At 65.2% G+C, this 19,208-nt stretch carries 22 protein-coding genes; 9 read left to right on the top strand and 13 right to left on the bottom strand.

Going from position 1 to position 19,208, the window contains the following annotated elements; genetic code table 11:
- Positions 1-60 precede the first annotated feature (60 nt).
- The 10 genes from nusB to JQ621_RS00180 all read right to left on the bottom strand — a co-directional run bounded on the left by nusB (position 61) and on the right by JQ621_RS00180 (position 7,327).
- Complete coding sequence (gene nusB, locus JQ621_RS00225; RefSeq protein ID WP_212232435.1) at positions 61-555, bottom strand: transcription antitermination factor NusB; 495 nt, start codon at positions 553-555, stop codon at positions 61-63.
- A 21-nt stretch (positions 556-576) separates the two neighbouring features.
- Positions 577-1,068 (bottom strand): 6,7-dimethyl-8-ribityllumazine synthase, encoded by a 492-nt coding sequence (gene ribH / locus JQ621_RS00220; protein WP_212232434.1) that lies wholly within the window; start codon positions 1,066-1,068, stop codon positions 577-579.
- Between the two features lie 160 nt (positions 1,069-1,228).
- Entirely contained in the window at positions 1,229-1,837 is a 609-nt protein-coding gene (locus JQ621_RS00215) for a riboflavin synthase (protein ID WP_212232433.1), read from the bottom strand.
- A gap of 1 nt (position 1,838) precedes the next feature.
- Positions 1,839-2,987, bottom strand: a complete 1,149-nt coding sequence (gene ribD, locus JQ621_RS00210; protein ID WP_212232432.1) for a bifunctional diaminohydroxyphosphoribosylaminopyrimidine deaminase/5-amino-6-(5-phosphoribosylamino)uracil reductase RibD — start codon at positions 2,985-2,987, stop codon at positions 1,839-1,841.
- Complete coding sequence (gene nrdR, locus JQ621_RS00205) at positions 2,984-3,466, bottom strand: transcriptional regulator NrdR (RefSeq protein WP_212232431.1); 483 nt, start codon at positions 3,464-3,466, stop codon at positions 2,984-2,986. The genes ribD and nrdR overlap by 4 nt, the downstream gene beginning before the upstream one ends.
- Positions 3,467-3,481: 15 nt before the next feature.
- Positions 3,482-4,780 carry a serine hydroxymethyltransferase gene (glyA, locus tag JQ621_RS00200; RefSeq protein ID WP_212232430.1) on the bottom strand — a complete coding sequence of 433 codons (1,299 nt, stop codon included), beginning with the start codon at positions 4,778-4,780 and terminating at the stop codon, positions 3,482-3,484.
- 300 nt (positions 4,781-5,080) lie between these two features.
- Positions 5,081-5,302, bottom strand: coding sequence for a hypothetical protein (locus JQ621_RS00195; RefSeq protein WP_212232429.1), 222 nt, complete (start codon positions 5,300-5,302; stop codon positions 5,081-5,083).
- 37 nt (positions 5,303-5,339) lie between these two features.
- Positions 5,340-5,573 (bottom strand): hypothetical protein, encoded by a 234-nt coding sequence (locus JQ621_RS00190; protein WP_212232428.1) that lies wholly within the window; start codon positions 5,571-5,573, stop codon positions 5,340-5,342.
- Between the two features lie 200 nt (positions 5,574-5,773).
- Entirely contained in the window at positions 5,774-6,292 is a 519-nt protein-coding gene (gene ldtR, locus JQ621_RS00185) for a transcriptional regulator LdtR (RefSeq protein WP_027529973.1), read from the bottom strand.
- Positions 6,293-6,823: 531 nt separating this feature from the next.
- Positions 6,824-7,327 (bottom strand): DUF6163 family protein, encoded by a 504-nt coding sequence (locus JQ621_RS00180; RefSeq protein WP_212232427.1) that lies wholly within the window; start codon positions 7,325-7,327, stop codon positions 6,824-6,826.
- A 123-nt stretch (positions 7,328-7,450) separates the two neighbouring features.
- On the opposite strand from JQ621_RS00180, the gene hemB reads away from it, so the two are divergent.
- The 4 genes from hemB (at position 7,451) to JQ621_RS00160 (ending at position 10,271) form a co-directional block, all read left to right on the top strand.
- Positions 7,451-8,512: a porphobilinogen synthase gene (gene hemB, locus JQ621_RS00175; protein WP_212232426.1), complete on the top strand. Its 1,062-nt coding sequence runs from the start codon at positions 7,451-7,453 to the stop codon at positions 8,510-8,512.
- Positions 8,513-8,675: 163 nt separating this feature from the next.
- Positions 8,676-9,215 (top strand): RDD family protein, encoded by a 540-nt coding sequence (locus tag JQ621_RS00170; RefSeq protein ID WP_212232425.1) that lies wholly within the window; start codon positions 8,676-8,678, stop codon positions 9,213-9,215.
- A gap of 119 nt (positions 9,216-9,334) precedes the next feature.
- Complete coding sequence (locus JQ621_RS00165; RefSeq protein WP_212232424.1) at positions 9,335-10,111, top strand: arginyltransferase; 777 nt, start codon at positions 9,335-9,337, stop codon at positions 10,109-10,111.
- 4 nt (positions 10,112-10,115) lie between these two features.
- Positions 10,116-10,271, top strand: a complete 156-nt coding sequence (locus tag JQ621_RS00160) for a hypothetical protein (protein WP_212232423.1) — start codon at positions 10,116-10,118, stop codon at positions 10,269-10,271.
- 7 nt (positions 10,272-10,278) lie between these two features.
- Here JQ621_RS00160 and JQ621_RS00155 read toward each other — a convergent pair whose 3' ends face one another.
- A complete protein-coding gene (locus tag JQ621_RS00155) occupies positions 10,279-11,643 on the bottom strand; it encodes an Nramp family divalent metal transporter (protein WP_212232422.1) in 1,365 nt (454 codons plus the stop codon).
- 176 nt (positions 11,644-11,819) lie between these two features.
- On the opposite strand from JQ621_RS00155, the gene JQ621_RS00150 reads away from it, so the two are divergent.
- Entirely contained in the window at positions 11,820-13,064 is a 1,245-nt protein-coding gene (locus tag JQ621_RS00150) for an MFS transporter (RefSeq protein ID WP_212232421.1), read from the top strand.
- On the opposite strand, the gene JQ621_RS00145 is transcribed toward JQ621_RS00150, so the two are convergent.
- A complete protein-coding gene (locus JQ621_RS00145) occupies positions 13,061-14,320 on the bottom strand; it encodes an adenylate/guanylate cyclase domain-containing protein (protein ID WP_212232420.1) in 1,260 nt (419 codons plus the stop codon). The genes JQ621_RS00150 and JQ621_RS00145 overlap by 4 nt on opposite strands.
- A gap of 161 nt (positions 14,321-14,481) precedes the next feature.
- Here JQ621_RS00145 and JQ621_RS00140 point away from each other — a divergent pair, with 161 nt between their 5' ends.
- Positions 14,482-15,639, top strand: coding sequence for an MFS transporter (locus JQ621_RS00140; RefSeq protein WP_212233751.1), 1,158 nt, complete (start codon positions 14,482-14,484; stop codon positions 15,637-15,639).
- A gap of 31 nt (positions 15,640-15,670) precedes the next feature.
- On the top strand, positions 15,671-15,862 hold the full coding sequence (locus JQ621_RS00135; RefSeq protein ID WP_212232419.1) for a hypothetical protein: 192 nt from the start codon (positions 15,671-15,673) through the stop codon (positions 15,860-15,862).
- Between the two features lie 7 nt (positions 15,863-15,869).
- On the opposite strand, the gene JQ621_RS00130 is transcribed toward JQ621_RS00135, so the two are convergent.
- On the bottom strand, positions 15,870-16,694 hold the full coding sequence (locus JQ621_RS00130) for an N-acyl homoserine lactonase family protein (RefSeq protein WP_212232418.1): 825 nt from the start codon (positions 16,692-16,694) through the stop codon (positions 15,870-15,872).
- Between the two features lie 240 nt (positions 16,695-16,934).
- On the opposite strand from JQ621_RS00130, the gene JQ621_RS00125 reads away from it, so the two are divergent.
- Both JQ621_RS00125 and chrA read left to right on the top strand, forming a co-directional pair.
- Complete coding sequence (locus JQ621_RS00125; RefSeq protein WP_212232417.1) at positions 16,935-17,753, top strand: chromate resistance protein ChrB domain-containing protein; 819 nt, start codon at positions 16,935-16,937, stop codon at positions 17,751-17,753.
- The gene (gene chrA / locus JQ621_RS00120; protein ID WP_212232416.1) at positions 17,753-19,138 is read left to right on the top strand and encodes a chromate efflux transporter; all 1,386 of its coding nucleotides are present in this window, start codon (positions 17,753-17,755) and stop codon (positions 19,136-19,138) included. Before JQ621_RS00125 ends, chrA begins: the two co-directional genes overlap by 1 nt.
- Positions 19,139-19,208 lie beyond the last annotated feature (70 nt).

The raw sequence follows: 19,208 nt of genomic DNA, 5'->3' as shown, positions 1-19,208 counted from the left end.
ACCGCTGCCGCGGCGTACTGGATCACCCGCCTTCGCGGGTGATGACGGCGGAATGTGTGTCTACCCCCGCCCGAACTCGTTACCGCGAAACTGGCGGCCGATCTGGTCGAGCACGGCGTTGACCATGCCGGTCTCCTCGCGGTCGACGAAGGCATTGGCGACGTCGACATATTCGGACACGACGACGCGGCCCGGAACGTCCTTGCGATGCTGCAGCTCATAGGCCCCTGCCCGCAAGACTGCGCGCAGGATCGCCTCGATCCGCTTGAGCGGCCAGCCCTTCGAGAGCGCCTCGTCGATCAGCGGATCGAGCTGCTTCTGGTCGCGCACGACGCCGGCGACGACGTCGCGGAAGAACGCAGCTTCCGCCGGCAGGTAAGTATCGCCCTCGACCTCATTGCCCAGCCAGTGGCTTTCGAACTCCGCGAAGATGTCGTTGATGCCCGCACCCGCGATGTCCATCTGATACAGGGCCTGCACGGCTGCGAGCCGCGCCGCACCGCGCCGGTTTGCTTTCTTCTCCGTGAGCCCCGCCGGCTTCCTGGTGTCAGCCATTTTCTTAGGATCAGACATGGCTCAGGCCCGCGCCAGGCGACGTTTGATCCGCAGCATCGCAAGCGCCGCGCGCGCGGCATCGCCGCCCTTGTTGAGCTCGCTGGCGCGCGCCCGCGCCCAGGCCTGGTCCTCATTGTTGACCGTGAGGATGCCGTTGCCGAGCGGCAGCTTGCGCGCCACGGCGAGGTCCATCAGCGCGCGCGAGGATTCCTGCGAGACGATCTCGAAATGAATGGTGTCGCCACGGATCACGCAGCCCAGCGCGATCACCGCGTCATAGGGCTTGCCGCTTGCCGCAGCCGCATCGACCGCAATGGCAACTGCCGCCGGGATCTCCAGCGCGCCGGGAACCGTGATGACGTCATGGGTCAGGCCCGCCGCCTTCAGTTCAGCGACCGCGCCGTCCAGAAGAGCGTCCTGGAGGTCATCATAGAACCGCGCCTCGACGACAAGCGCCCGTGCGCCGGAAATGTCGGTCTGGTCCTTCAGGGGTGCGCGCCGCGCGTCTGCCATCGTCAAATCCGTCTATCTGAGGTCGGGCGGTATGTAGTCGCCACAGGCGCGTAAGCCAAGTTTAAAGACGCTGTCATTCCGGAGCGGCCGACGAGCCGAACCCGGAATCTCGATATTCCGGGTTCAATGCGAGCGCATCGCCCCGGAATGACGGCTCCGGTCATTTCATTTCGGTCAGCCGCGCCGCATAGCGGGCCATCAGGTCGACCTCGATATTGACCTCAGAGCCCGCCTTCCAGCCGCCGATTGTCGTAGCGGTCAGCGTATGCGGGATGATCAGCACCGAAAAGGTCGTATCCTTCACCGTATTCACCGTGAGCGACACGCCATCGAGCGTGATCGAGCCCTTGGTGGCGATGAAGCGCGCCAGCTCCCGCGTCGTCGACAGCTCGAACCGCGCCATGTCGGGCAGGTCCTCGCGGCTGACGATGGTGGCGATGCCATCGGCGTGGCCGGCGACGATGTGGCCGCCGAGCTCGTCACCGATCTTCAGCGCACGCTCGAGATTGAGCTTCGTGCCCAGCTTCCAGTGCTTGGCCGTCGTCAGCGCCAGCGTCTCGGCGGCGGCATCGACGTCAAACCAGGTCTTGCCGTCAGCGACGCCGGAGGCGACCACGGTGAGGCACACGCCGTTGTTGGCGATCGAGGCGCCATCGGCGATGGTGGTCTGATCGTAGTTGCAGGCGATGCGCAGCCGGTGCAGCTGCCCCTGCGCCACAGGCGTGAAGCTGACGATCTCGCCGATATCGGTGACAATGCCGGTGAACATGTTAGGCGCGCTCGTAGATGGTCAGAGTATCCTTGCCGAACGTCTCGCTAGCATGAACCTTGTAGGCCCGCGACTGCGTGATTTTCGACAGGGGCAATGCATCGAGCGCATCGACGCCGCCGGGGCCAACGTCTTCCGCTCCGCGGAACAACCAGATCTCGTCGACGAGGTCGGCTGACACGAAGGATGCCGCAACCCGGCTGCCGCCTTCGACCATCAGGCGCGTGATGCCCTTCTCGGCGAGCGCATGCAGCACGGCCGGTAGGTCGAGCCCGGATGCACCGTTTGGCGGCACGCGCATGATTTGCACACCTGCCGCGCCGAGCCGCGTCGCGGCCGCGGCCTCCGCAAGCTCCGATCCAATCACCCAGAGCGGCGTCTCGCGCGCGGAGCGTACCAAATGGCTCGATGCCGGGATGCGCAGGCTCCGGTCGAGCACCACGCGCACCGGGAAACGCGCCGCCATGCCAGGCAGGCGGCAATTGAGCTGCGGATCGTCGGCCAGCACCGTGCCGATGCCGACCAGGATCGCATCGCTCGAGGCGCGCAGGAGATGCACGCGGTCGCGTACGGCTTCGCCGGTGATCGCCAGCGGCTTGCCGCCGGCAGCGCCAATCTTGCCATCAGGGGAGACCGCGAGCTTCAGGATCACGTGCGGACGCTTGTCTTTGATACGGCGGAAATGGCCGGCATGATCGAACGCAGCCTCCGCCGCGCACAGGCCCACGTCCACTGTGATGCCGGCAGCGCGGAGGCGCGCATGGCCTTGCCCTGCGACGTCCGGATTGGGATCCTCGATCGCCGCCACCACCCGCTTGATGCCGGCAGCGATCACCGCATCGGCGCAAGGCGGCGACTTGCCGAAATGCGAGCACGGTTCGAGCGTGACGTAGAGCGTCGCGCCGCGCGCGGCCTCGCCTGCCCGTCGCAACGCCTCAGGCTCCGCGTGCGGCCGTCCGCCAGCTTGCGTCCAGCCGCGGCCGACGATGACACCGTCCTTGACGATAACAGCGCCGACGGCCGGGTTGGGCCAGGTACGCCCCTGCCCGCGCCGGCCCAGCGCGAGCGCCAGCTGCATGAACCGGCGATCGGCGTCCTTGGATTCCTGGATCCTCCGGGCAAACTGATCCTCCAGGATACGGAAGATCATTTGCGGACCGCGGCGAGCCGCGCTTCCTCCTCGCCGGAGAGCTCGCCGAGCACGTCGGCGAAGTCCTTGGCCTCGCGGAAATTGCGGTAGACGGAGGCGAAACGCACGTAAGCGACGTCGTCGAGCGTGCGCAGATGCTCCATCACGGTCTCGCCGATCACCTCGGAGGAAATCTCGGCTTCGCCCCCGGTCTCGAGCTCGCGCACGATGGTGGAGACCATCTTCTCGACGCGCTCAGGCTCGACCGGCCGCTTGCGCAAGCTGATCGAGACCGAGCGCATCAGCTTGTCGCGGTCGAACGGCACGCGGCGACCGTTGCGCTTGATCACCGTGAGCTCGCGCAGCTGCACGCGCTCGAAAGTCGTGAAACGGAATTCGCAGGCGACGCACACGCGCCGCCTGCGGATGACGGATGAATCCTCGGTCGGACGCGAGTCCTTTACCTGCGTATCGAGACTGTTGCAGTTCGGGCAGCGCATCCGTTGAACCTGGCTCTATTGATAGATCGGGAAGCGATCGGTGAGCGCCTTGACCCGTTCCTTGATCGCGGCCTCGACCAGCGGCGCCTTGCCGTCGTCGGACTGCGCGATCGCGTTGAGGACCTCGGCGATCATGCCGCCGACCTGCTGGAATTCGGCGACGCCGAAGCCACGGGTCGTCGCCGCCGGCGTGCCGAGACGAATACCGGAGGTGACAAACGGCGACTCGGGGTCGAACGGAATGCCGTTCTTGTTGCAGGTGATGGCGGCGCGAACCAGCGCCTTCTCCGAGGCATTGCCCTTTAGGCCCTTCGGTCGCAGGTCAACCAGCATCAGATGGTTGTCGGTGCCGCCCGAGACAATGTCGAAGCCGTGGCTCTTCATCGCCTCGGCCAGCGCCTTGGCGTTCTCGACGACGTTCTTGGCATAGACCTTGAAGTCCGGACGCAGTGCTTCGCCAAAGGCGACCGCCTTCGCCGCGATCACATGCATCAAGGGGCCACCCTGCAGCCCCGGGAAGATCGCCGAGTTGAACTTCTTGGTCAGCGCTTCGTCATTCCACAGCATCAGGCCACCGCGCGGTCCACGCAGCGACTTGTGAGTCGTGGTCGTGGTGACGTGGGCATGCGGCACCGGCGAGGCATGCACGCCGCCGGCAACGAGGCCCGCAAAGTGCGCCATATCGACCAGCAGGTAGGCGCCGACGCTGTCCGCGATCTCGCGGAAACGCTTGAAATCCCAGGCGCGCGAATAGGCCGAGCCGCCGGCGACGATCAGCTTCGGCTTGACCTCTTCGGCCTGCTTCTGGACCGCGTCCATGTCGATGATCTGGTCGTCGCGGCGCACGGTGTAGTGCGCGGCCTTGAACCACTTGCCGCTCATGTTGACGGGCGAGCCGTGGGTGAGATGGCCGCCGGCTGCGAGGTCGAGGCCCATGAAGGTGTCGCCCGGCTGGAGCAGCGCCAGGAATACGGCCTGGTTCATCTGGCTGCCGGAGTTCGGCTGAACGTTGGCGAATTTGGCGCCGAACAGCTTCTTGGCGCGATCGATCGCGAGGTTCTCGGCGACGTCGACCCACTCGCAACCGCCGTAGTAGCGCGCGCCCGGATAACCCTCCGCGTATTTGTTGGTCATCACCGAACCCTGCGCTTCCAGCACGGCCCGGCTGACGATGTTCTCGGAGGCGATCAGCTCGACTTCATGGCGCTGCCGGCCGAGCTCGCCCTTGATGGCGGCGGCGATTTCCGGGTCAGCCTGCTCGAGCGAGGCGGTGAAAAACGAATCGGGGGCAGAGGCTGTTTTGGCGAAGGTCATCTTGCGAATATCTCCACCGCCGCGGCCTTTTTGGCGGGCTGCGGGCGGGTCTGGTGTGGCGGTTGGAAGCACGCGCCATCTACCACATCGCCCGTCCCCGGCCAAGCATTTGCGGGTCGGGCGCGGGAATTATGCAAGATATGGTGGGATCGCAGGCAATTGCAGCCCCTCAAGCCTACGGGACCGCCCGCCGAATTTGCCGACCGGTACTTAATGATCCGCCCGGCGGCAATCCGGGGAATTAAATTGCCCAGGCCCCGCAGAGCTTGCCAACTCCGTCGGCAAGCGAGGGCGCTTTGGTTACAGCCCGGTAAACCCGGCCTTTACCGGGTCCACGCTGCCATCGAGCTGACGCAGATAGGTCAGGCCGCAGACGGTCAACCTGTGGGCGTCTTTCTCGCCGGCTTCCATCAAGGTGTTGAGGTAATTGGTCACCTTCGCCCGCGCCTCTGCGCTCGCCGCGGACGTGCGGTTGGCGAGCAGGTCATAGGTCTGCATGATGCGGTCAATGGCGGCTTCCATGGCACCCTCTGGTTCTCTGGGATTTTGGGAGTGGTGATCAGGCAGCTCGGACACCGGACTGCGCCTCGAACCTGACAATGGCCTTGTTGGCCAGCCTGATCTTGTTGAATTCGCCGTGCTGTAGCAGCTTGACGATGATCTCGAGCAGGCGCTCATTGGTCACGAGCGTGTCGGGGATCGCGCCCGAGCGGCGGAGGTAATTTGCGGCGATCGCATAGGAATCGCTGACAAGTTCGACGTTCATCGCCTGCAACCCGCGTTCGACCAGCATCGCATCCTCCGATCCGGAGAGGTAACCGCGACGCAGGGAACTGGTTCCGCCGATCAGGCAGATTTTCGTACGTGCAAAATGACGTCAAAAACGCACCGGTCCGGGCAAAGCCGGGCCGGCGCGCTTGGGGAAGTCAGGCACGTCAGGGACAGGCTTGCCGGTCTTGTTACGGGCCGGCTTGGCCAAATCCCTCGGAAAACTCAGAGGCGATACAGGATCTGGTCGGTCCAGAACCGCTCGAGGCGGTGCAGCGACTTGTTGAGGGTCGAGAACTCCTCGCCCGAGATGCCACCGACCTGCTCCACCGTCTTGACGTGCTTCTGGTAGAGGCTGTCGACGATGCGGCGGACTTCCTGGCCCTGCGGGGTCAGGCGGATGCGCACCGAGCGGCGGTCAACGCGCGAGCGCTGATGATCGAGGAAGCCGAGCTCGACGAGCTTCTTCAGATTGTAGGAGACGTTGGAGCCGAGATAGTAACCGCGCGTGCGCAGCTCGCCCGCGGTCAGCTCCTTGTCGCCGATGTTATAGAGCAGGAGCGCCTGCACGGAATTGATGTCGGCGCGGCCACGACGATCGAACTCGTCCTTGATCACGTCGAGGAGACGACGATGCAGCCGCTCCACAAGAGTCAATGCTTCCAGATAGAGCGACTGCACCGAACCCTGCGGGCCCGAAACGCGCTCTGCGGTATCTGCCGCAGTTGCGACGGCTTTCATCATGACACTTCCCCTGTTGTCGTTTTTATCGACACTTATTCGACGCAACTTGTGTTCCGTCTGATAGGTCCAACTTAAGGGGGCGGTTTGAAGATCGGCTTAAACAAGACAATAAAGAGATCATGAATTTAAGAGAGTGAATTGCGTATTAAGCCTGTGCCACAAGGACTTTTCGCAACCCTCTGTTGACCGTTGCAAGGTCCTGTTCACCCTCCGTCCGCACCTTCTGTCACATTCCAGAACAGCCCCGGCCCGTTTCGAAACGCGCGCGTAAGAGCTGTGGCTGGAATCGCCAGGTCAATGAAAAGTTACCTCAAATTTTGCGAAACCAGCGGTCAACCAAGCGCAACATTCTGGTGTCCCGGACAAACCCAGTGAAGCGGAGCGCAGAGCCGAGACCCGAAAAGCCGCGAAGGGATAGAAGGGATAGACGAACAGAATGGGCTCCGGCTCTGCAACGCATCACGCCGCACTGGACGATGCTTCGCATTGCCAGGGGCGCGCCGCATTGCGTCCGGGGCACGCGAGTTGCCGCTACGGCGGCCGTTCGCGTGCGGCCATCCAGGCGAGCGCGAGATAGGCCGCGAGCATGATGGCTTCGATCGCGACGACGATCAGGCTGCCGCCATAGATGCCCGGAAACATCAGTTCGATCACCGCCATCGAGACAACGGTCGTGAGCCACACCACCGCGCCCCAGGGCGTCGCCAGCCACAGGCCGACGGCAGCGACGAGTTCGATCACCGCGAAGTAGATGGTCGAGGCCTGCCAGGCCATCGACTGGTTCTCGAAAGCCTCGTCCTCGCCGCCGACGAAGCCGGTCACCTGCGCCCAGTGATAAAGGCCCTTGAGGATCGACAGCAGCGCCATCACCCGCAGGAACAGCACGAGGCGCCGCGTCCAGACATTGTCGTCGGACTCGGGCCGCTCCGACGAGATCGCAGCCACCGACAGCGCGTTGTCTCGGGCGCTGTCTCTGAGGACGTCCCTGGCATTGGCGCTATCGCGGGCCGCATCGCGGGTGGAGGTATCGGACATGCCCCCTTCTGGCTGTTTCGCCCCCCAAAATCAATCGGCTGCCATCACCTTGCGGGAGGTCAAGCCGCGGTGACGGGAACCATGCGAACTGGTATAAGAATAATTCGAGCCTGGAGAAGAGTGATGGCGATCAAATACGGACGTCCGATTGAGCTGCGCGAGGTTTCGCGCCGGGATGGCACGGCAGCCTCCCCTGCCCTCGATCTGACCATCCGTCCGCGCCGCAACCGCAAGGCCGAATGGGCCCGGCGCATGGTGCGCGAGAACGTGCTCACCACCGACGATCTGATCTGGCCGCTGTTCCTGATCGACGGCAACAACAAGCGTGAGCCGATCGCTTCGATGCCCGGCGTCGAGCGTCTCAGCGTCGACCAGGCCGTGCGCGAGTCCGAGCGCGCGATGAGGCTCACCATTCCCTGTATCGCGCTGTTTCCCTACACGGACCCTTCCTTGCGAGACGAGGAAGGCTCGGAAGCGACCAACCCGAACAATCTGGTCTGCCAGGCGGTGCGCGCAATCAAGAAGGAGTTTCCCGAGATCGGCGTCCTCTGCGACGTCGCGCTCGATCCCTTCACCAGCCACGGCCATGACGGCCTGATCGCCGACGGCGCGATCCTGAACGACGAGACGGTCGCCGTGCTGGTGCGTCAGGCACTGGTGCAGGCCGAAGCCGGCTGCGACATCATCGCGCCGTCCGACATGATGGACGGCCGCGTCGCCGCGATCCGCGAGGGACTGGATCACGCGCGTTTCATAGACGTGCAGATCATGGCCTATGCGGCCAAATATGCCTCGGCCTTCTACGGCCCGTTCCGCGACGCCATCGGCTCGGCCAAAACGCTCACCGGCGACAAGCGCACCTATCAGATGGACAGCGCCAACACCGACGAAGCGCTGCGCGAGGTCGAGCTCGACATCTCCGAAGGCGCCGACATGGTGATGGTGAAGCCCGGCATGCCCTATCTCGACGTGGTCCGTCGCGTGAAGGACACGTTTGCGATGCCGACCTTCGCCTACCAGGTCTCCGGCGAATACGCGATGATCGCCGCCGCCGCCAACAACGGCTGGCTCGACGGCGACCGCGCCATGATGGAAAGCCTGCTCGCCTTCAAGCGCGCCGGCGCCGACGGCGTGCTCAGCTATTTCGCGCCGAAGGTGGCGGAGAAGCTGCGCGCGGAGGGGTAAGTTCGCGCTGCATCCTCAATGTCGTTCTGGCGAAAGCCGGCAACCACCCCCCGCCCCCGAATCGCCGGAATATTTCGGCTTGTTAATCCTGCTGCGCCCTTGGCAGGGGAAGAGCCTGTTCCCATGTCCTGCCACGGGAGTTTTCCCGGCGGAGGACGGAACGATGTCTTATTCGGACCAAGGCAATGCCTGGCGCAATGACGGCGGCGCCCAGCCGCACGCCTATGATCCCTATCTGCATCCGGAGCTGTTCCGCGGCGTCGCAACCCGTCGCGCGTTCGCATTCCTGATCGACATGGTCGTGATCTCCGTGCCCGTCATCCTGGGCTACATCTTTATTGCGGTGTTTGGCGTGGTGACGCTCGGCATCGGCTGGGCGCTGTTCTGGCTTGCCTGGCCGGCCTCCGTGATCTGGGCCATCGTCTATTACGGCGCCTGCATCGGCGGGCCCTCGTCGGCGACGATCGGGATGCGGATCATGGATCTGGAGCTGCGCACCTGGTACGGCGCGCCCGGCTACTTCGTCCTCGGCGCCACCCATGCAGTGCTGTTCTGGGTGACGGTGTCGTTCCTGTCGCCCTTCGTGGTGCTGGTCGGGCTGTTCAACGGCCGCCGGCGCCTGCTGCACGATTTCGTGCTGGGAACGGTCGTGATCAACAATTCCGTACGCGCGCCCGTCCCTCAGTCAGCCAGAACCTGGTGAGCAAGATCCTACTAACCCGGATCCGCTAGACTGGCTGATCTGAGCAGCCGAGCGGACCGATTGACCGGGAGCTTTCGTAGCGCGATGCTGATACCCCCTTCGGAGGCCCACGACGTCCCTTGACCCAGCACTCGCGCGACACCCCCCAATTTTACCTCACGGCGCCCTCCCCGTGCCCGTATCTGCCGGGCCGGCATGAGCGCAAGGTGTTCACGCACCTCGTGGGTGAACGCGCCGGCGACCTCAACGACCTCCTGACCCATGGCGGCTTCCGCCGTAGCCAGTCGATCGCCTACCGTCCCGCCTGCGACCAGTGCCGGTCCTGCGTCTCGGTCCGGGTCGTCGCCAACGAGTTCCGCCCCTCGCGCAACTTCCGCAAGGTGATGGCGCGCAACGCCGACATTATCGGCGAGCAGCGCAGCGCGGTGCCGACGTCGGAGCAATATTCGGTGTTCCGCGCCTATCTCGACGCGCGCCACCGTCATGGCGGCATGGCCGACATGACGGTGCTCGACTACGCCATGATGGTCGAGGACAGCCATGTCGAGACCCGCATCATCGAGTACCGCAAGCGCGGGCCCGATAGCGGCCTCACCGGCCGCGGCGACGAACTGATCGCGGTGGCGCTGACCGACGTCCTCAGCGATGGTCTGTCGATGGTCTATTCGTTCTTCGAGCCGAGCCAGGTCTCCCGCTCCATGGGCACCTTCATGATCCTCGACCACATCGCGCGCGCCCGCCGGCAAGGCCTGCCTTACGTCTATCTCGGCTATTGGATCGAGGGCTCGAAGAAGATGGACTACAAGGCCCGCTTCCTGCCGCAGCAGCGCCTCGCGCCCTCAGGCTGGCTGCGCATCGACGCGCAGGGCGATGCGACGTCCGAGCCGCAGGATTGATCTAATGAACGAAGGCCCGCGCGAGAGCCGCTCGACCGAAATGAAGCCGGTAGACATTCGCCAAGACGAGCGAGCTATGTCGCTGAAGCAGTTGCGCGCTTTCCGTGATCGCCTTCCACCCGACTTCAAGTTCGACAGGGACGAGGCGAACGCCCGTTAGCGCGCCCTCACCCGAACAGCATATCCGCCAGCAGCTTCAGATTCAGCACCACGATCACGCCGGCGACGATCCACGCGACCGCGGCAACCGACATGGGTATCGCGAACTGGCCCATCTTGCGCCGGTCGGAGACGAAACGGACCAGCGGGATGACGGCAAACGGAAGCTGCATCGACAGCACGACCTGGCTGAACACCAAAAGATCCGCGGTGCCGCGCTCGCCATAGATCGCCGTGACCACGATCACCGGAACGATGGCGATGCCGCGCGTGAGCAGGCGGCGCGCCCAGCTCGGCAACCGCAAATCGAGAAAACCTTCCATCACGATCTGGCCGGCCAGCGTCGCGGTGACGGTTGAATTGAGACCCGAAGCAAGCAGCGCGACTGCGAACAGTGTCGAGGCGATGCCCAGACCAAGCAGCGGTGACAACAACTCGAACGCCTGGCTGATCTCGGCAACGTCGGAATGGCCGCTCGTGTGGAAGGTCGCGGCCGCCACGACGAGGATCGCGGCGTTGACGAACAGCGCCAGCATCAACGCTACGGTCGAGTCCGTCGTCGCCCATTTGATCGCTTCGCGACGCCCCTCGTCGTTGCGCGCATAGGCGCGCGTCTGCACGATCGAGGAGTGCAGGTAGAGATTATGCGGCATCACGGTCGCGCCGATGATCCCGATCGCGATGTAGAGCATCTCGGGGTTGGTGATGATCGCGCTCTTCGGCATGAACCCGCGCAGGACGTCCGCGACCGGGGGCGCCGCGGCCACGATCTGGACCGCAAAGCAGACCGCGATCACCGCAAGCAGCGCCATGACGAAGGCTTCGAGGAAGCGGAAGCCGCGGTTCATCAGGACGAGCAGCAGGAACACATCAAGGGCTGCGATCAGCGCGCCGCCGACCAGGGGTATGCCGAACAGAAGTTTCAGCGCGATCGCGGTGCCGATGACCTCGGCAAGATCGCAGGCGATGATCGCCGCCTCGCAAGCCAGCCAGAGCATGACGTTCACGGCCGGGGAATAGGTGGCTCGGCAGGCCTGCGCCAGGTCGCGGTCGGTGACGATGCCGAGCCTCGCCGCCAGCGATTGCAGCAGGATCGCCATCAGATTTGAGAGCAGGATGACCGAGAGCAGCGTGTAGCCAAACCTCGATCCACCGGCGAGGTCGGTCGCCCAGTTGCCGGGGTCCATGTAGCCGACCGAGACCATGTAGCCCGGGCCGACAAAAGCCAGCAGCCGCCGCCACCAAGCCCCGGCCGCGGGGACGGTGACGGATGCATTCACTTCGGCGAGGCTTTTGGTGGTCGGCGCATCCACGCGCCAGCCGGCAGCGTCTTCCGTCAGGTCCTGGCTCGGATCGGGCGATCGGGCATCCATGGGGGGACAATACCGAAGTCAGGCTTTATTGCAACTCATTTGCAACTGCATCTAGCCACATCCGTTCCCGAGATCGGCCAATTTTGCCCGTTCCTGTCGGAAAGCGGGTGGGTTTGGCCGTGCCGGGGCGCGAAGAGTGACGGCCATCCGATTTTGCATTTTGCAGGAAATGCGCCATGTCAAATCCGCCACGCCTCCCCGACACCTTCAATCGACTGGCCTGGTCAAACCTGGCGGCGCAGTCCGCCGAGCAGATCGCGCTGGCCGCGGCGCCCATCGTTGCGGTGCTGACGCTGGGCGTGGCGGAAGGCCGGACCGGTCTGCTTCAGACCGCCCTCACGATGCCCTTCGTGCTGTTCGCCATTCCGGCCGGGCTGCTCGCCGACCGCATCTCCCGCCGCTCGCTGATGGCAGGCGCGGAGGCGCTACGGACGGTGGCGCTTGCTGCGATTGTGCTCCTGCTCGCGCTCGGCGCGCTCAACCTGCCGCTGCTGGCGCTGCTCGGCTTTGCCGCAGTCTGCGGCACCGTCGTCTACAGTGTTGCTGCGCCGGCCCTGGTGCCCTCGCTGGTGAGCCCAGAATTGCTGCCTGCGGCGAACGCCCGCATCGAGCTTGCCCGCACCGTCGCCTTCGCGAGCGGCCCCGCGCTTGGCGGCGCGCTGGTGGGCTGGTGGGGCGCGAGCCCGGCCTTCGGCTTCGCCGCAGCGCTCTCGGCGCTCGCCGTGGTGCTCCTCTCCGGCCTTTACGAGCCGGCGCGCGCGCCGGTCCCGCGCCGCCATCCGTTCCAGGACATCCGTGAAGGTGCAGGCTTCGTCTTCCACCACGCGCTGCTGCGGCCCGTGTTCATCACCCAGTTCATCTTCAACACCGGCTGGTTCCTGCAGATCGCGGTATTCGTGCCCTACGCGGTACGCCATCTTGGCCTGACCGCTGCCGGCGTCGGCATTGTGCTGACGATGTACGGCATCGGCATGGTGATCGGCGCACTGTTTGCCACGCGCGTGATGAAGCGCATCGCATTTGGCACCGTTGTCGGGCTCGGCCCTGTCACCGGTTTCGTCGCTGCCGTGGTGATGGCGCTGACGGTGCTGGTGCCCTCGCCGTGGCTCGCGGGCCTCAGCTTCTTTCTGCTCGGCGTCGGACCGATCCTGTGGGTGATCTCGACCACGACCTTGCGGCAGTCGGTGACGCCACCGCGTTTGCTCGGCCGCGTCTCCGCGATCAACATCATGAGCTATGGCGCCCGTCCGCTCGGCTCGGCGCTGGGCGCGATCGTCGGTGGGTTCTGGAGCGCAGAAGCCTGCCTCTATCTTGCGGCGGCCGTATTCGGCGTGCAGGCGCTGGCGATCTGGCTCTCACCCGCGGTCGCGCTGGATCGGCAGCCGGCCATGGTGGGGGACGAGGTGGCGGTACGGTGCTAGTTCGCCAGATAGCGTTCGTAGCTGCCGGTAACGGGCTCGCTCGAATCGACCTCGGGATCGAGCGTGTAGAGATCCTGCGCGCGGCCGATGCCACGGAGCGCGTAGCGGCCGGTGGAGACGAGATAGCGGCGACCGGCGGCATCGAGGCCCTTGTAGAATTCCGCTGAGGCCAGCAGCTCGCGATCGACCGAGCGGCTCATCGAGGCGATGCGACTGACCTCGTTCACGGTCGGCCCGACCACCGTGAAATCGAGCCGGTCCTCGCTGCCGATATTGCCGTAAAAGACCTCGCCGACATGCAGGCCGATATAGGCCGACGTGATCGGGCGGCCCTCCGCCGCTCGGCGTGCATTCAGCGCCGCGACATTCTTGCGGAACAGGTGCTCGGCCCGCAGCGCCGCCCGCCGCGCATCGGCCATGTCCTCACCCCAGAACATCCCGAGCACCCCGTCGCCGATCAGCTTCAGCACGTCGCCGCCGGCATCGTGGATCGCATCGATCACGGCCTGGGCATAGTCGTTCAGGAACGGGATGATCTCGTCGGGGCCGATGCTCTCGCTGATCCCGGTCGAGCCGCGCAGATCCGAATACCAGAGCACGGCGTTGATACGCTCGGTGACGCCGCGCGAAATGCGCCCGCGCAGCACCTGCTCTGACGCATCGCGCCCGAGATAGACCCGTCCCAGCGTCCGAACGATGTCGACCTGCTGCGCCGATTTGATCGCAAGCCCCAGCACAGGCACGAGATCGCGCAGCGCGGCGAGCTCGGCTTCCGCAAAGCCGTCGTCACGGCGCGTCGTCCAGTAGGAGTAGAGGCAGTCCATCTGCCCGAGCGCGCCGGTCTCGCCGAAGCGGTGCACGAACGCCAGGAAATGGCGGTGACCGTCTTCGGCGAGATCGCCGATCTGCGAGAAATCCAGCGAGGGCGCATCGGCAAGGTCGAGCACCATCTCGTCCTGCCCATGCTCGAGCAGATGATAGAACACCGAGCGGCGCCAATTCTTGGCGGCGTCGCCCTCCGCCGTCGAGCCGTATTCGAGAACGTCGCTCTCGTTGGTCGGCGTATCGCTCCAGCGGAAGGCACGGCCCTCGTAGATCGGATGCAGCGTGTCGATGACGACGAGCCCGCGCGAGAGTTCCAGCCCCTGGGCGCGGCAGCGCTCGCAGAATCCACGGAGCAGTTCGGGTTCGGGAAGGCCGGTGAGCCCCTGGCCGGCCAGCCAGTTCATCAGCGCGAGGCGGGAGGTTGTTTGCATGCGCTATTATGGCGTGCATTCATGACGAGCGGAAGGCCGCAGACCAGGCGAACCAGGCTGTCGTCCGCAAGCAGATCGAACATGTCCCGGACGCTGTTGACGTGCCGGCAATGCCGGCTGCAAATGGAACCGATGACACTGCCGACCAGAAACATTGGGACATGAGCCGGCGCCAGCTTCCAATCATCCTGGCGCTGGGCACGACGCAGACGCTGGCCTGGGCCTCCAGCTACTATCTGCCGGCCCTGCTCGCCGATCCCATGGCGCACGACCTCGGCATCTCCACGAACTGGATCTTTGGCGCGTTCTCCGCCTCGCTGGTGATCTCGGCGCTGCTGGGACCGCGCATCGGCCGGCAGATCGATCTTTTCGGCGGCCGGCAGGTGCTGTCGGTCTCGAACCTCACCATTGCCGCCGGCCTCGTGCTGCTTGGATTCTCGCAATCCGTTCCGGTGATGGCGTTCGCCTGGTTCGTGCTCGGCATCGGCATGGCGATGGGGCTCTATGACGCCGCCTTCGCCGCGCTCGGCCGCATCTACGGCACGGAAGCGCGCAGGCCCATCACGGGCATCACGCTGATGGCGGGCTTCGCCTCGACCGTTGGCTGGCCTCTCACCGCCTGGGGGCTCGCCCATATCGGCTGGCGCGACACATGTTTCGCTTGGGCCGCCGCCAACATGCTGATCGGCCTGCCCCTCAATTTCTTCGTGCTGCCGGCGATCAAGGGCGCCAAGCAGGCGGCGGCGACGGCGGAGAAGCCGCACGTCCCGCTCGACCGCACCATGATCCTGCTGGCCTTCGTCTTTGCCGCGGTCTGGACCGTCACCGGTGCCATGGCCGTGCATTTCCCGCGCATCCTCGAGGCCACGGGCGCGAGCCATATCGAGGCGATCGCAGCCGGCGCGCTGATCGGCCCGGCGCAGGTGGCCGCGCGCATTCTCGAAGCCAGCGTCCTTTCCCGCTTCCACCCGCTGTGGTCGACCCGGCTCGCCTGCCTGACCCACCCGATTGGAGCAGCCGTCGTCGCGGTTCTCGGCGCACCGGCCGCGACCGCCTTTGCGCTGCTGCACGGCTCCGGCAACGGCATCTTGACGATCGCCCGCGGAACGCTGCCGCTGTCGGTCTTCGGCCCAAAGGATTTCGGCTATCGCCTCGGCATCATCGGCGCGCCGGCGCGGATGGCGCAGGCGATATCGCCGCTGGCCTTTGGGCTGCTGATCGACCTGATGGGCGCCAAGGTGTTGATGGTCTCGTCTGCGCTGAGCCTCTCGGCGCTCGCTGCGCTGTCCCTGATCCGCGCCGAAAAGCGGCCGGATTGACCGTGCCGCCGCTTTCGCGCACAAGCGCAGCATGACCGAAAACAGCCCCCCGCCCCGCACACTCAAAGGCCTTTTGCGCTGGGCGATGACGCCGCCACAGGCCTGGGGCGTCTATCTCCTCGCCGTCCTCCTGGTGTGGCTGGTCTCGTTCTATGCCGGCTCGCTCAAGCCGAAGAAGACGCCGGAGGCGAGCCCGCCGCCCGTCACGGCGCCGAAAGGCTAAGCCAACCTCACTCGTAAAACTCCGGCGACATCTTCTGGCTGTCGCGTTGCGCCTTGTCGTGGTTGATCCAGAGCTGCCCCTTCTCCTTGTCGAGCGTGTCGGCGATCTTCTGCATCGAGGCCGTGGTCTGATCCTTGTTGGTGTTCATGGTTGGCACGCGGTGGTTGTCCCAATTGTCCTTGAAGTGCACCGCATCGCCTGACAGCACCACCGCGCCGGTCTTCGGCAGTCGCACCAGCAGCGATTGGTGTCCCGGCGTGTGGCCGGGCGTCGAGAGGATGGTGATGCTGCCGTCGCCGAACACGTCCTTGTCGCCCGCGAGCAGCTCGACCGGATGCGAGGGCTTGAAGCGCGGCTCGTTGTTGGCACCCGGCCAGTCATATTCGACCTTCTGCACGTAGAGTCTCGCCTGCGGGAACATCTCGACATTGCCGGTGTGATCGGGATGCGAATGCGAGACGCCCATCGCGTTGATGTCGGCCGGCTTGACGCCGATCTGCTCGAGCTGCGATGCGAGCGTCTTCGGCCGTTTCCAGGTGGTAGCCTTGGGATCGGCCGGCACGAGCCCGTTCGGCATCTCCGCGACGGCGTCGGAAATGCCGGTGTCCCACAGGAACCAGCCCTGGCTGTGCTTGACGAGATAGCAGGTGTCGGCAAACTCCATCGACTTGCCCTCGTTCACCCCGGGTGACCAGCGCCCGATGTCGCCGGCAACGCCGTCCCCGCAATTCATGATGTAGAGTCGTTCGACACCTACCTTCTGCGCGAGCGCAGCCTGGGCGGGCAGCGCGAATGCAGCGATGGCCAGAGCGAGCGTGATCTTGCGTGTCATTCTTGGTCCCTCCTGGCAGCGTCCTTTTGCTGCGACCGAGGATCAACCCCGCTTGCACCGCAGAATTCCGCGTCCGCCGCCGATAGGCTCTGGCAGCAATTCTTTCTAATGCCCAACACCGATGATTGACAGCGCGGCGCGGTTTCGCTGTAATTGGCGCCATGGGGATTTGAGCGATCTCCCCACGAGGCGACATGCCCAAGTATCGCGTCCCGTTCGTTCCTACGAGGACGCATCAACATGACGACTTTCACGAACATTTCATCCGACAAATTGGCGCGCCTGATCGGCACGGCCAATGCCCCTGCCCTCATCGATGTCCGCACCGAGGAGGATTTTGCCACCGACCAGCGGCTGATTCCCGGCTCGATCAGGCTCAGCCACGAAACGGTTGCGGAATGGGGCGGCGAATTTGCCGGCCGCTCCGCCATTGTCTCTTGCCTGCGCGGCGCCAAGCTCGCACAGGGCACGGCGGCGTGGCTCCGCCAGTTCGGCGTTGAAGCCGAAACGCTGGAAGGCGGCTTCGAGGGCTGGAAAGCAGCAAAACTGCCGCTGCTCGACGCCCGCAAGCTGCCGCCGCGCGATGCCAAGGGGCGCACCGTCTGGGTGACGCGGGCGCGGCCCAAGGTCGACCGCATCGCCTGTCCGTGGCTGATCCGACGCTTCGTCGATCCCGCCGCGGTGTTCTTGTTTGTCGCGCCATCCGAAGTGGTCGCCGTCGGCGAGCGCTTCAAGGCCGCGCCCTTCGACATCGAGAACGTGTTCTGGAGTCACCGCGGCGAGCTCTGCACCTTCGACGTCATGATCGAGGAGTTCGGCCTTGCGACGCCGGCGCTGCTGCGGCTGGCCACGCTGGTCCGCGGCGCAGACACCGCGCGGCCGGACCTCGCGCCCGAGGCGCCCGGCCTGCTCGCCGCCTCGCTCGGATTGTCCCGCATGTACGACGACGACCTCGCACAGCTCGAGGCCGGCATGCTGCTCTACGACGCCTTCTACCGCTGGTGTCGCGACGCAACGGGCGAGACCCACAACTGGCCGACCAACAAGGTGAAGGCGTAATGGACATCCGCGCCAATCAAGCGGGAGCTGATGCCGGTCATGGCATCAGCTTCCGCGAAGCTTTCCATGTCTGGCTCCGTGTCGCCTGCCTCAGCTTCGGCGGGCCTGCGGGCCAGATCGCGGTGATGCACCGCATCCTGGTCGAGGAGAAGAACTGGATCTCCGAGGGCCGCTTCCTGCATGCGTTGAACTACTGCATGCTGCTGCCGGGTCCGGAGGCACAACAGCTCGCAACCTATGTCGGCTGGCTGATGCATCGCACCGCCGGCGGGCTGATGGCGGGCGGGCTGTTCATCCTGCCCGGCATCATCGCCATCATGGGCCTGAGCTACGTTTACGCAGCGTTCGGCAATGTCAGCTTCGTCGAGGCGCTGTTCTTCGGCCTGAAGGCCGCCGTGCTCGCCATCGTCATCGAGGCCGTGGTCCGCGTCGGCAAGCGCGCGCTGAAGAACCGCATCATGATCGCGCTCGCGGCCATCGCCTTCGTCGCGATCTTCTTCTTCGCGGTCCCCTTCCCTGTTATCATCATTGCTGCCGGCGCGATCGGATATATCGGCGCGAAGCAAGGCCGCCCGGAATTTGCGCCGGCCGCTCACGGCCACGGCGGTGGCAGCGCCGCGATCGACAGTATGCTCGGCGAAGCTGTCCCCGAGCACGTTCGTCCCAACACGCCGCGCGCAATCCGCACCGCCGCGCTGTGGCTTGCGCTCTGGCTGATCCCGGTGGCCGCGCTGCTGTTGATCCTCGGACAGGCGAGCGTGTTCAGCCAGATCGCGCTGTTCTTCAGCAAGATGGCGCTGGTCACCTTCGGCGGCGCCTATGCGGTGCTGGCCTACGTCGCCCAGCAGGCGGTCGAGCATTATCACTGGCTGAAGCCGCACGAGATGCTCGACGGCCTCGGCATGGCCGAGACCACGCCGGGCCCGCTGATCATGGTGCTTCAGTTCGTGGGCTTCATGGCGGCGTATCGTGATGCGAGCGGTCTGTCGCCGATGCTGGCGGCAACGCTCGGCGGATTGCTCGCGACCTGGGTCACGTTCACGCCCTGCTTCCTCTGGATCTTCGTCGGCGCCCCCTATATCGAGCGGCTGCGCGGCAACAAGGGCCTTGCCGGCGCGCTCGGCGCAATCACCGCCGCCGTCGTCGGCGTGATCCTCAACCTCTCGATCTGGTTCGCCCTGCACACCCTGTTCCGCGAGACCGTGCCGGTGCACGCGGTCCCGCTGGATTTCGATATGCCTGTCCTGAACAGCGTCGACATTCCCGCGCTCGTGCTGTCGATCGCAGCGGCAACCGCGATCTTCCGCTTCAAGCTCGGCATGCTGACCGTGCTTGGGGGCAGCTGCGCCGCCGGCCTGGCGCTGCGGATGGCGGGGGTGATCTGAGGCGCGCTCTCATCAAGCGATTGGCCGCGAACGGGTCCGCTCGACTCTCAACAGCGGCAGAAGCGGACAT

Origin of the sequence: Bradyrhizobium manausense, from assembly GCF_018129685.1 — a bacterium.
In the GTDB taxonomy this organism is placed as follows: domain Bacteria; phylum Pseudomonadota; class Alphaproteobacteria; order Rhizobiales; family Xanthobacteraceae; genus Bradyrhizobium; species Bradyrhizobium manausense_D.
The sequence above is the reverse complement of the archived record's forward strand: the minus strand, read 5'-3'. Positions and strand labels throughout refer to the sequence as shown.

Coding starts and splice junctions, on each gene's coding strand:
- nusB (WP_212232435.1), bottom strand. CDS start 555: ATGGCTGACACCAGGAAGCCGGCGGGGCTCACGGAGAAGAAAGCAAAC.
- ribH (WP_212232434.1), bottom strand. CDS start 1,068: ATGGCAGACGCGCGGCGCGCACCCCTGAAGGACCAGACCGACATTTCC.
- JQ621_RS00215 (WP_212232433.1), bottom strand. CDS start 1,837: ATGTTCACCGGCATTGTCACCGATATCGGCGAGATCGTCAGCTTCACG.
- ribD (WP_212232432.1), bottom strand. CDS start 2,987: ATGATCTTCCGTATCCTGGAGGATCAGTTTGCCCGGAGGATCCAGGAA.
- nrdR (WP_212232431.1), bottom strand. CDS start 3,466: ATGCGCTGCCCGAACTGCAACAGTCTCGATACGCAGGTAAAGGACTCG.
- glyA (WP_212232430.1), bottom strand. CDS start 4,780: ATGACCTTCGCCAAAACAGCCTCTGCCCCCGATTCGTTTTTCACCGCC.
- JQ621_RS00195 (WP_212232429.1), bottom strand. CDS start 5,302: ATGGAAGCCGCCATTGACCGCATCATGCAGACCTATGACCTGCTCGCC.
- JQ621_RS00190 (WP_212232428.1), bottom strand. CDS start 5,573: ATGCTGGTCGAACGCGGGTTGCAGGCGATGAACGTCGAACTTGTCAGC.
- ldtR (WP_027529973.1), bottom strand. CDS start 6,292: ATGATGAAAGCCGTCGCAACTGCGGCAGATACCGCAGAGCGCGTTTCG.
- JQ621_RS00180 (WP_212232427.1), bottom strand. CDS start 7,327: ATGTCCGATACCTCCACCCGCGATGCGGCCCGCGATAGCGCCAATGCC.
- hemB (WP_212232426.1), top strand. CDS start 7,451: ATGGCGATCAAATACGGACGTCCGATTGAGCTGCGCGAGGTTTCGCGC.
- JQ621_RS00170 (WP_212232425.1), top strand. CDS start 8,676: ATGTCTTATTCGGACCAAGGCAATGCCTGGCGCAATGACGGCGGCGCC.
- JQ621_RS00160 (WP_212232423.1), top strand. CDS start 10,116: ATGAACGAAGGCCCGCGCGAGAGCCGCTCGACCGAAATGAAGCCGGTA.
- JQ621_RS00155 (WP_212232422.1), bottom strand. CDS start 11,643: ATGGATGCCCGATCGCCCGATCCGAGCCAGGACCTGACGGAAGACGCT.
- JQ621_RS00150 (WP_212232421.1), top strand. CDS start 11,820: ATGTCAAATCCGCCACGCCTCCCCGACACCTTCAATCGACTGGCCTGG.
- JQ621_RS00145 (WP_212232420.1), bottom strand. CDS start 14,320: ATGCAAACAACCTCCCGCCTCGCGCTGATGAACTGGCTGGCCGGCCAG.
- JQ621_RS00140 (WP_212233751.1), top strand. CDS start 14,482: ATGAGCCGGCGCCAGCTTCCAATCATCCTGGCGCTGGGCACGACGCAG.
- JQ621_RS00135 (WP_212232419.1), top strand. CDS start 15,671: ATGACCGAAAACAGCCCCCCGCCCCGCACACTCAAAGGCCTTTTGCGC.
- JQ621_RS00130 (WP_212232418.1), bottom strand. CDS start 16,694: ATGACACGCAAGATCACGCTCGCTCTGGCCATCGCTGCATTCGCGCTG.
- JQ621_RS00125 (WP_212232417.1), top strand. CDS start 16,935: ATGACGACTTTCACGAACATTTCATCCGACAAATTGGCGCGCCTGATC.
- chrA (WP_212232416.1), top strand. CDS start 17,753: ATGGACATCCGCGCCAATCAAGCGGGAGCTGATGCCGGTCATGGCATC.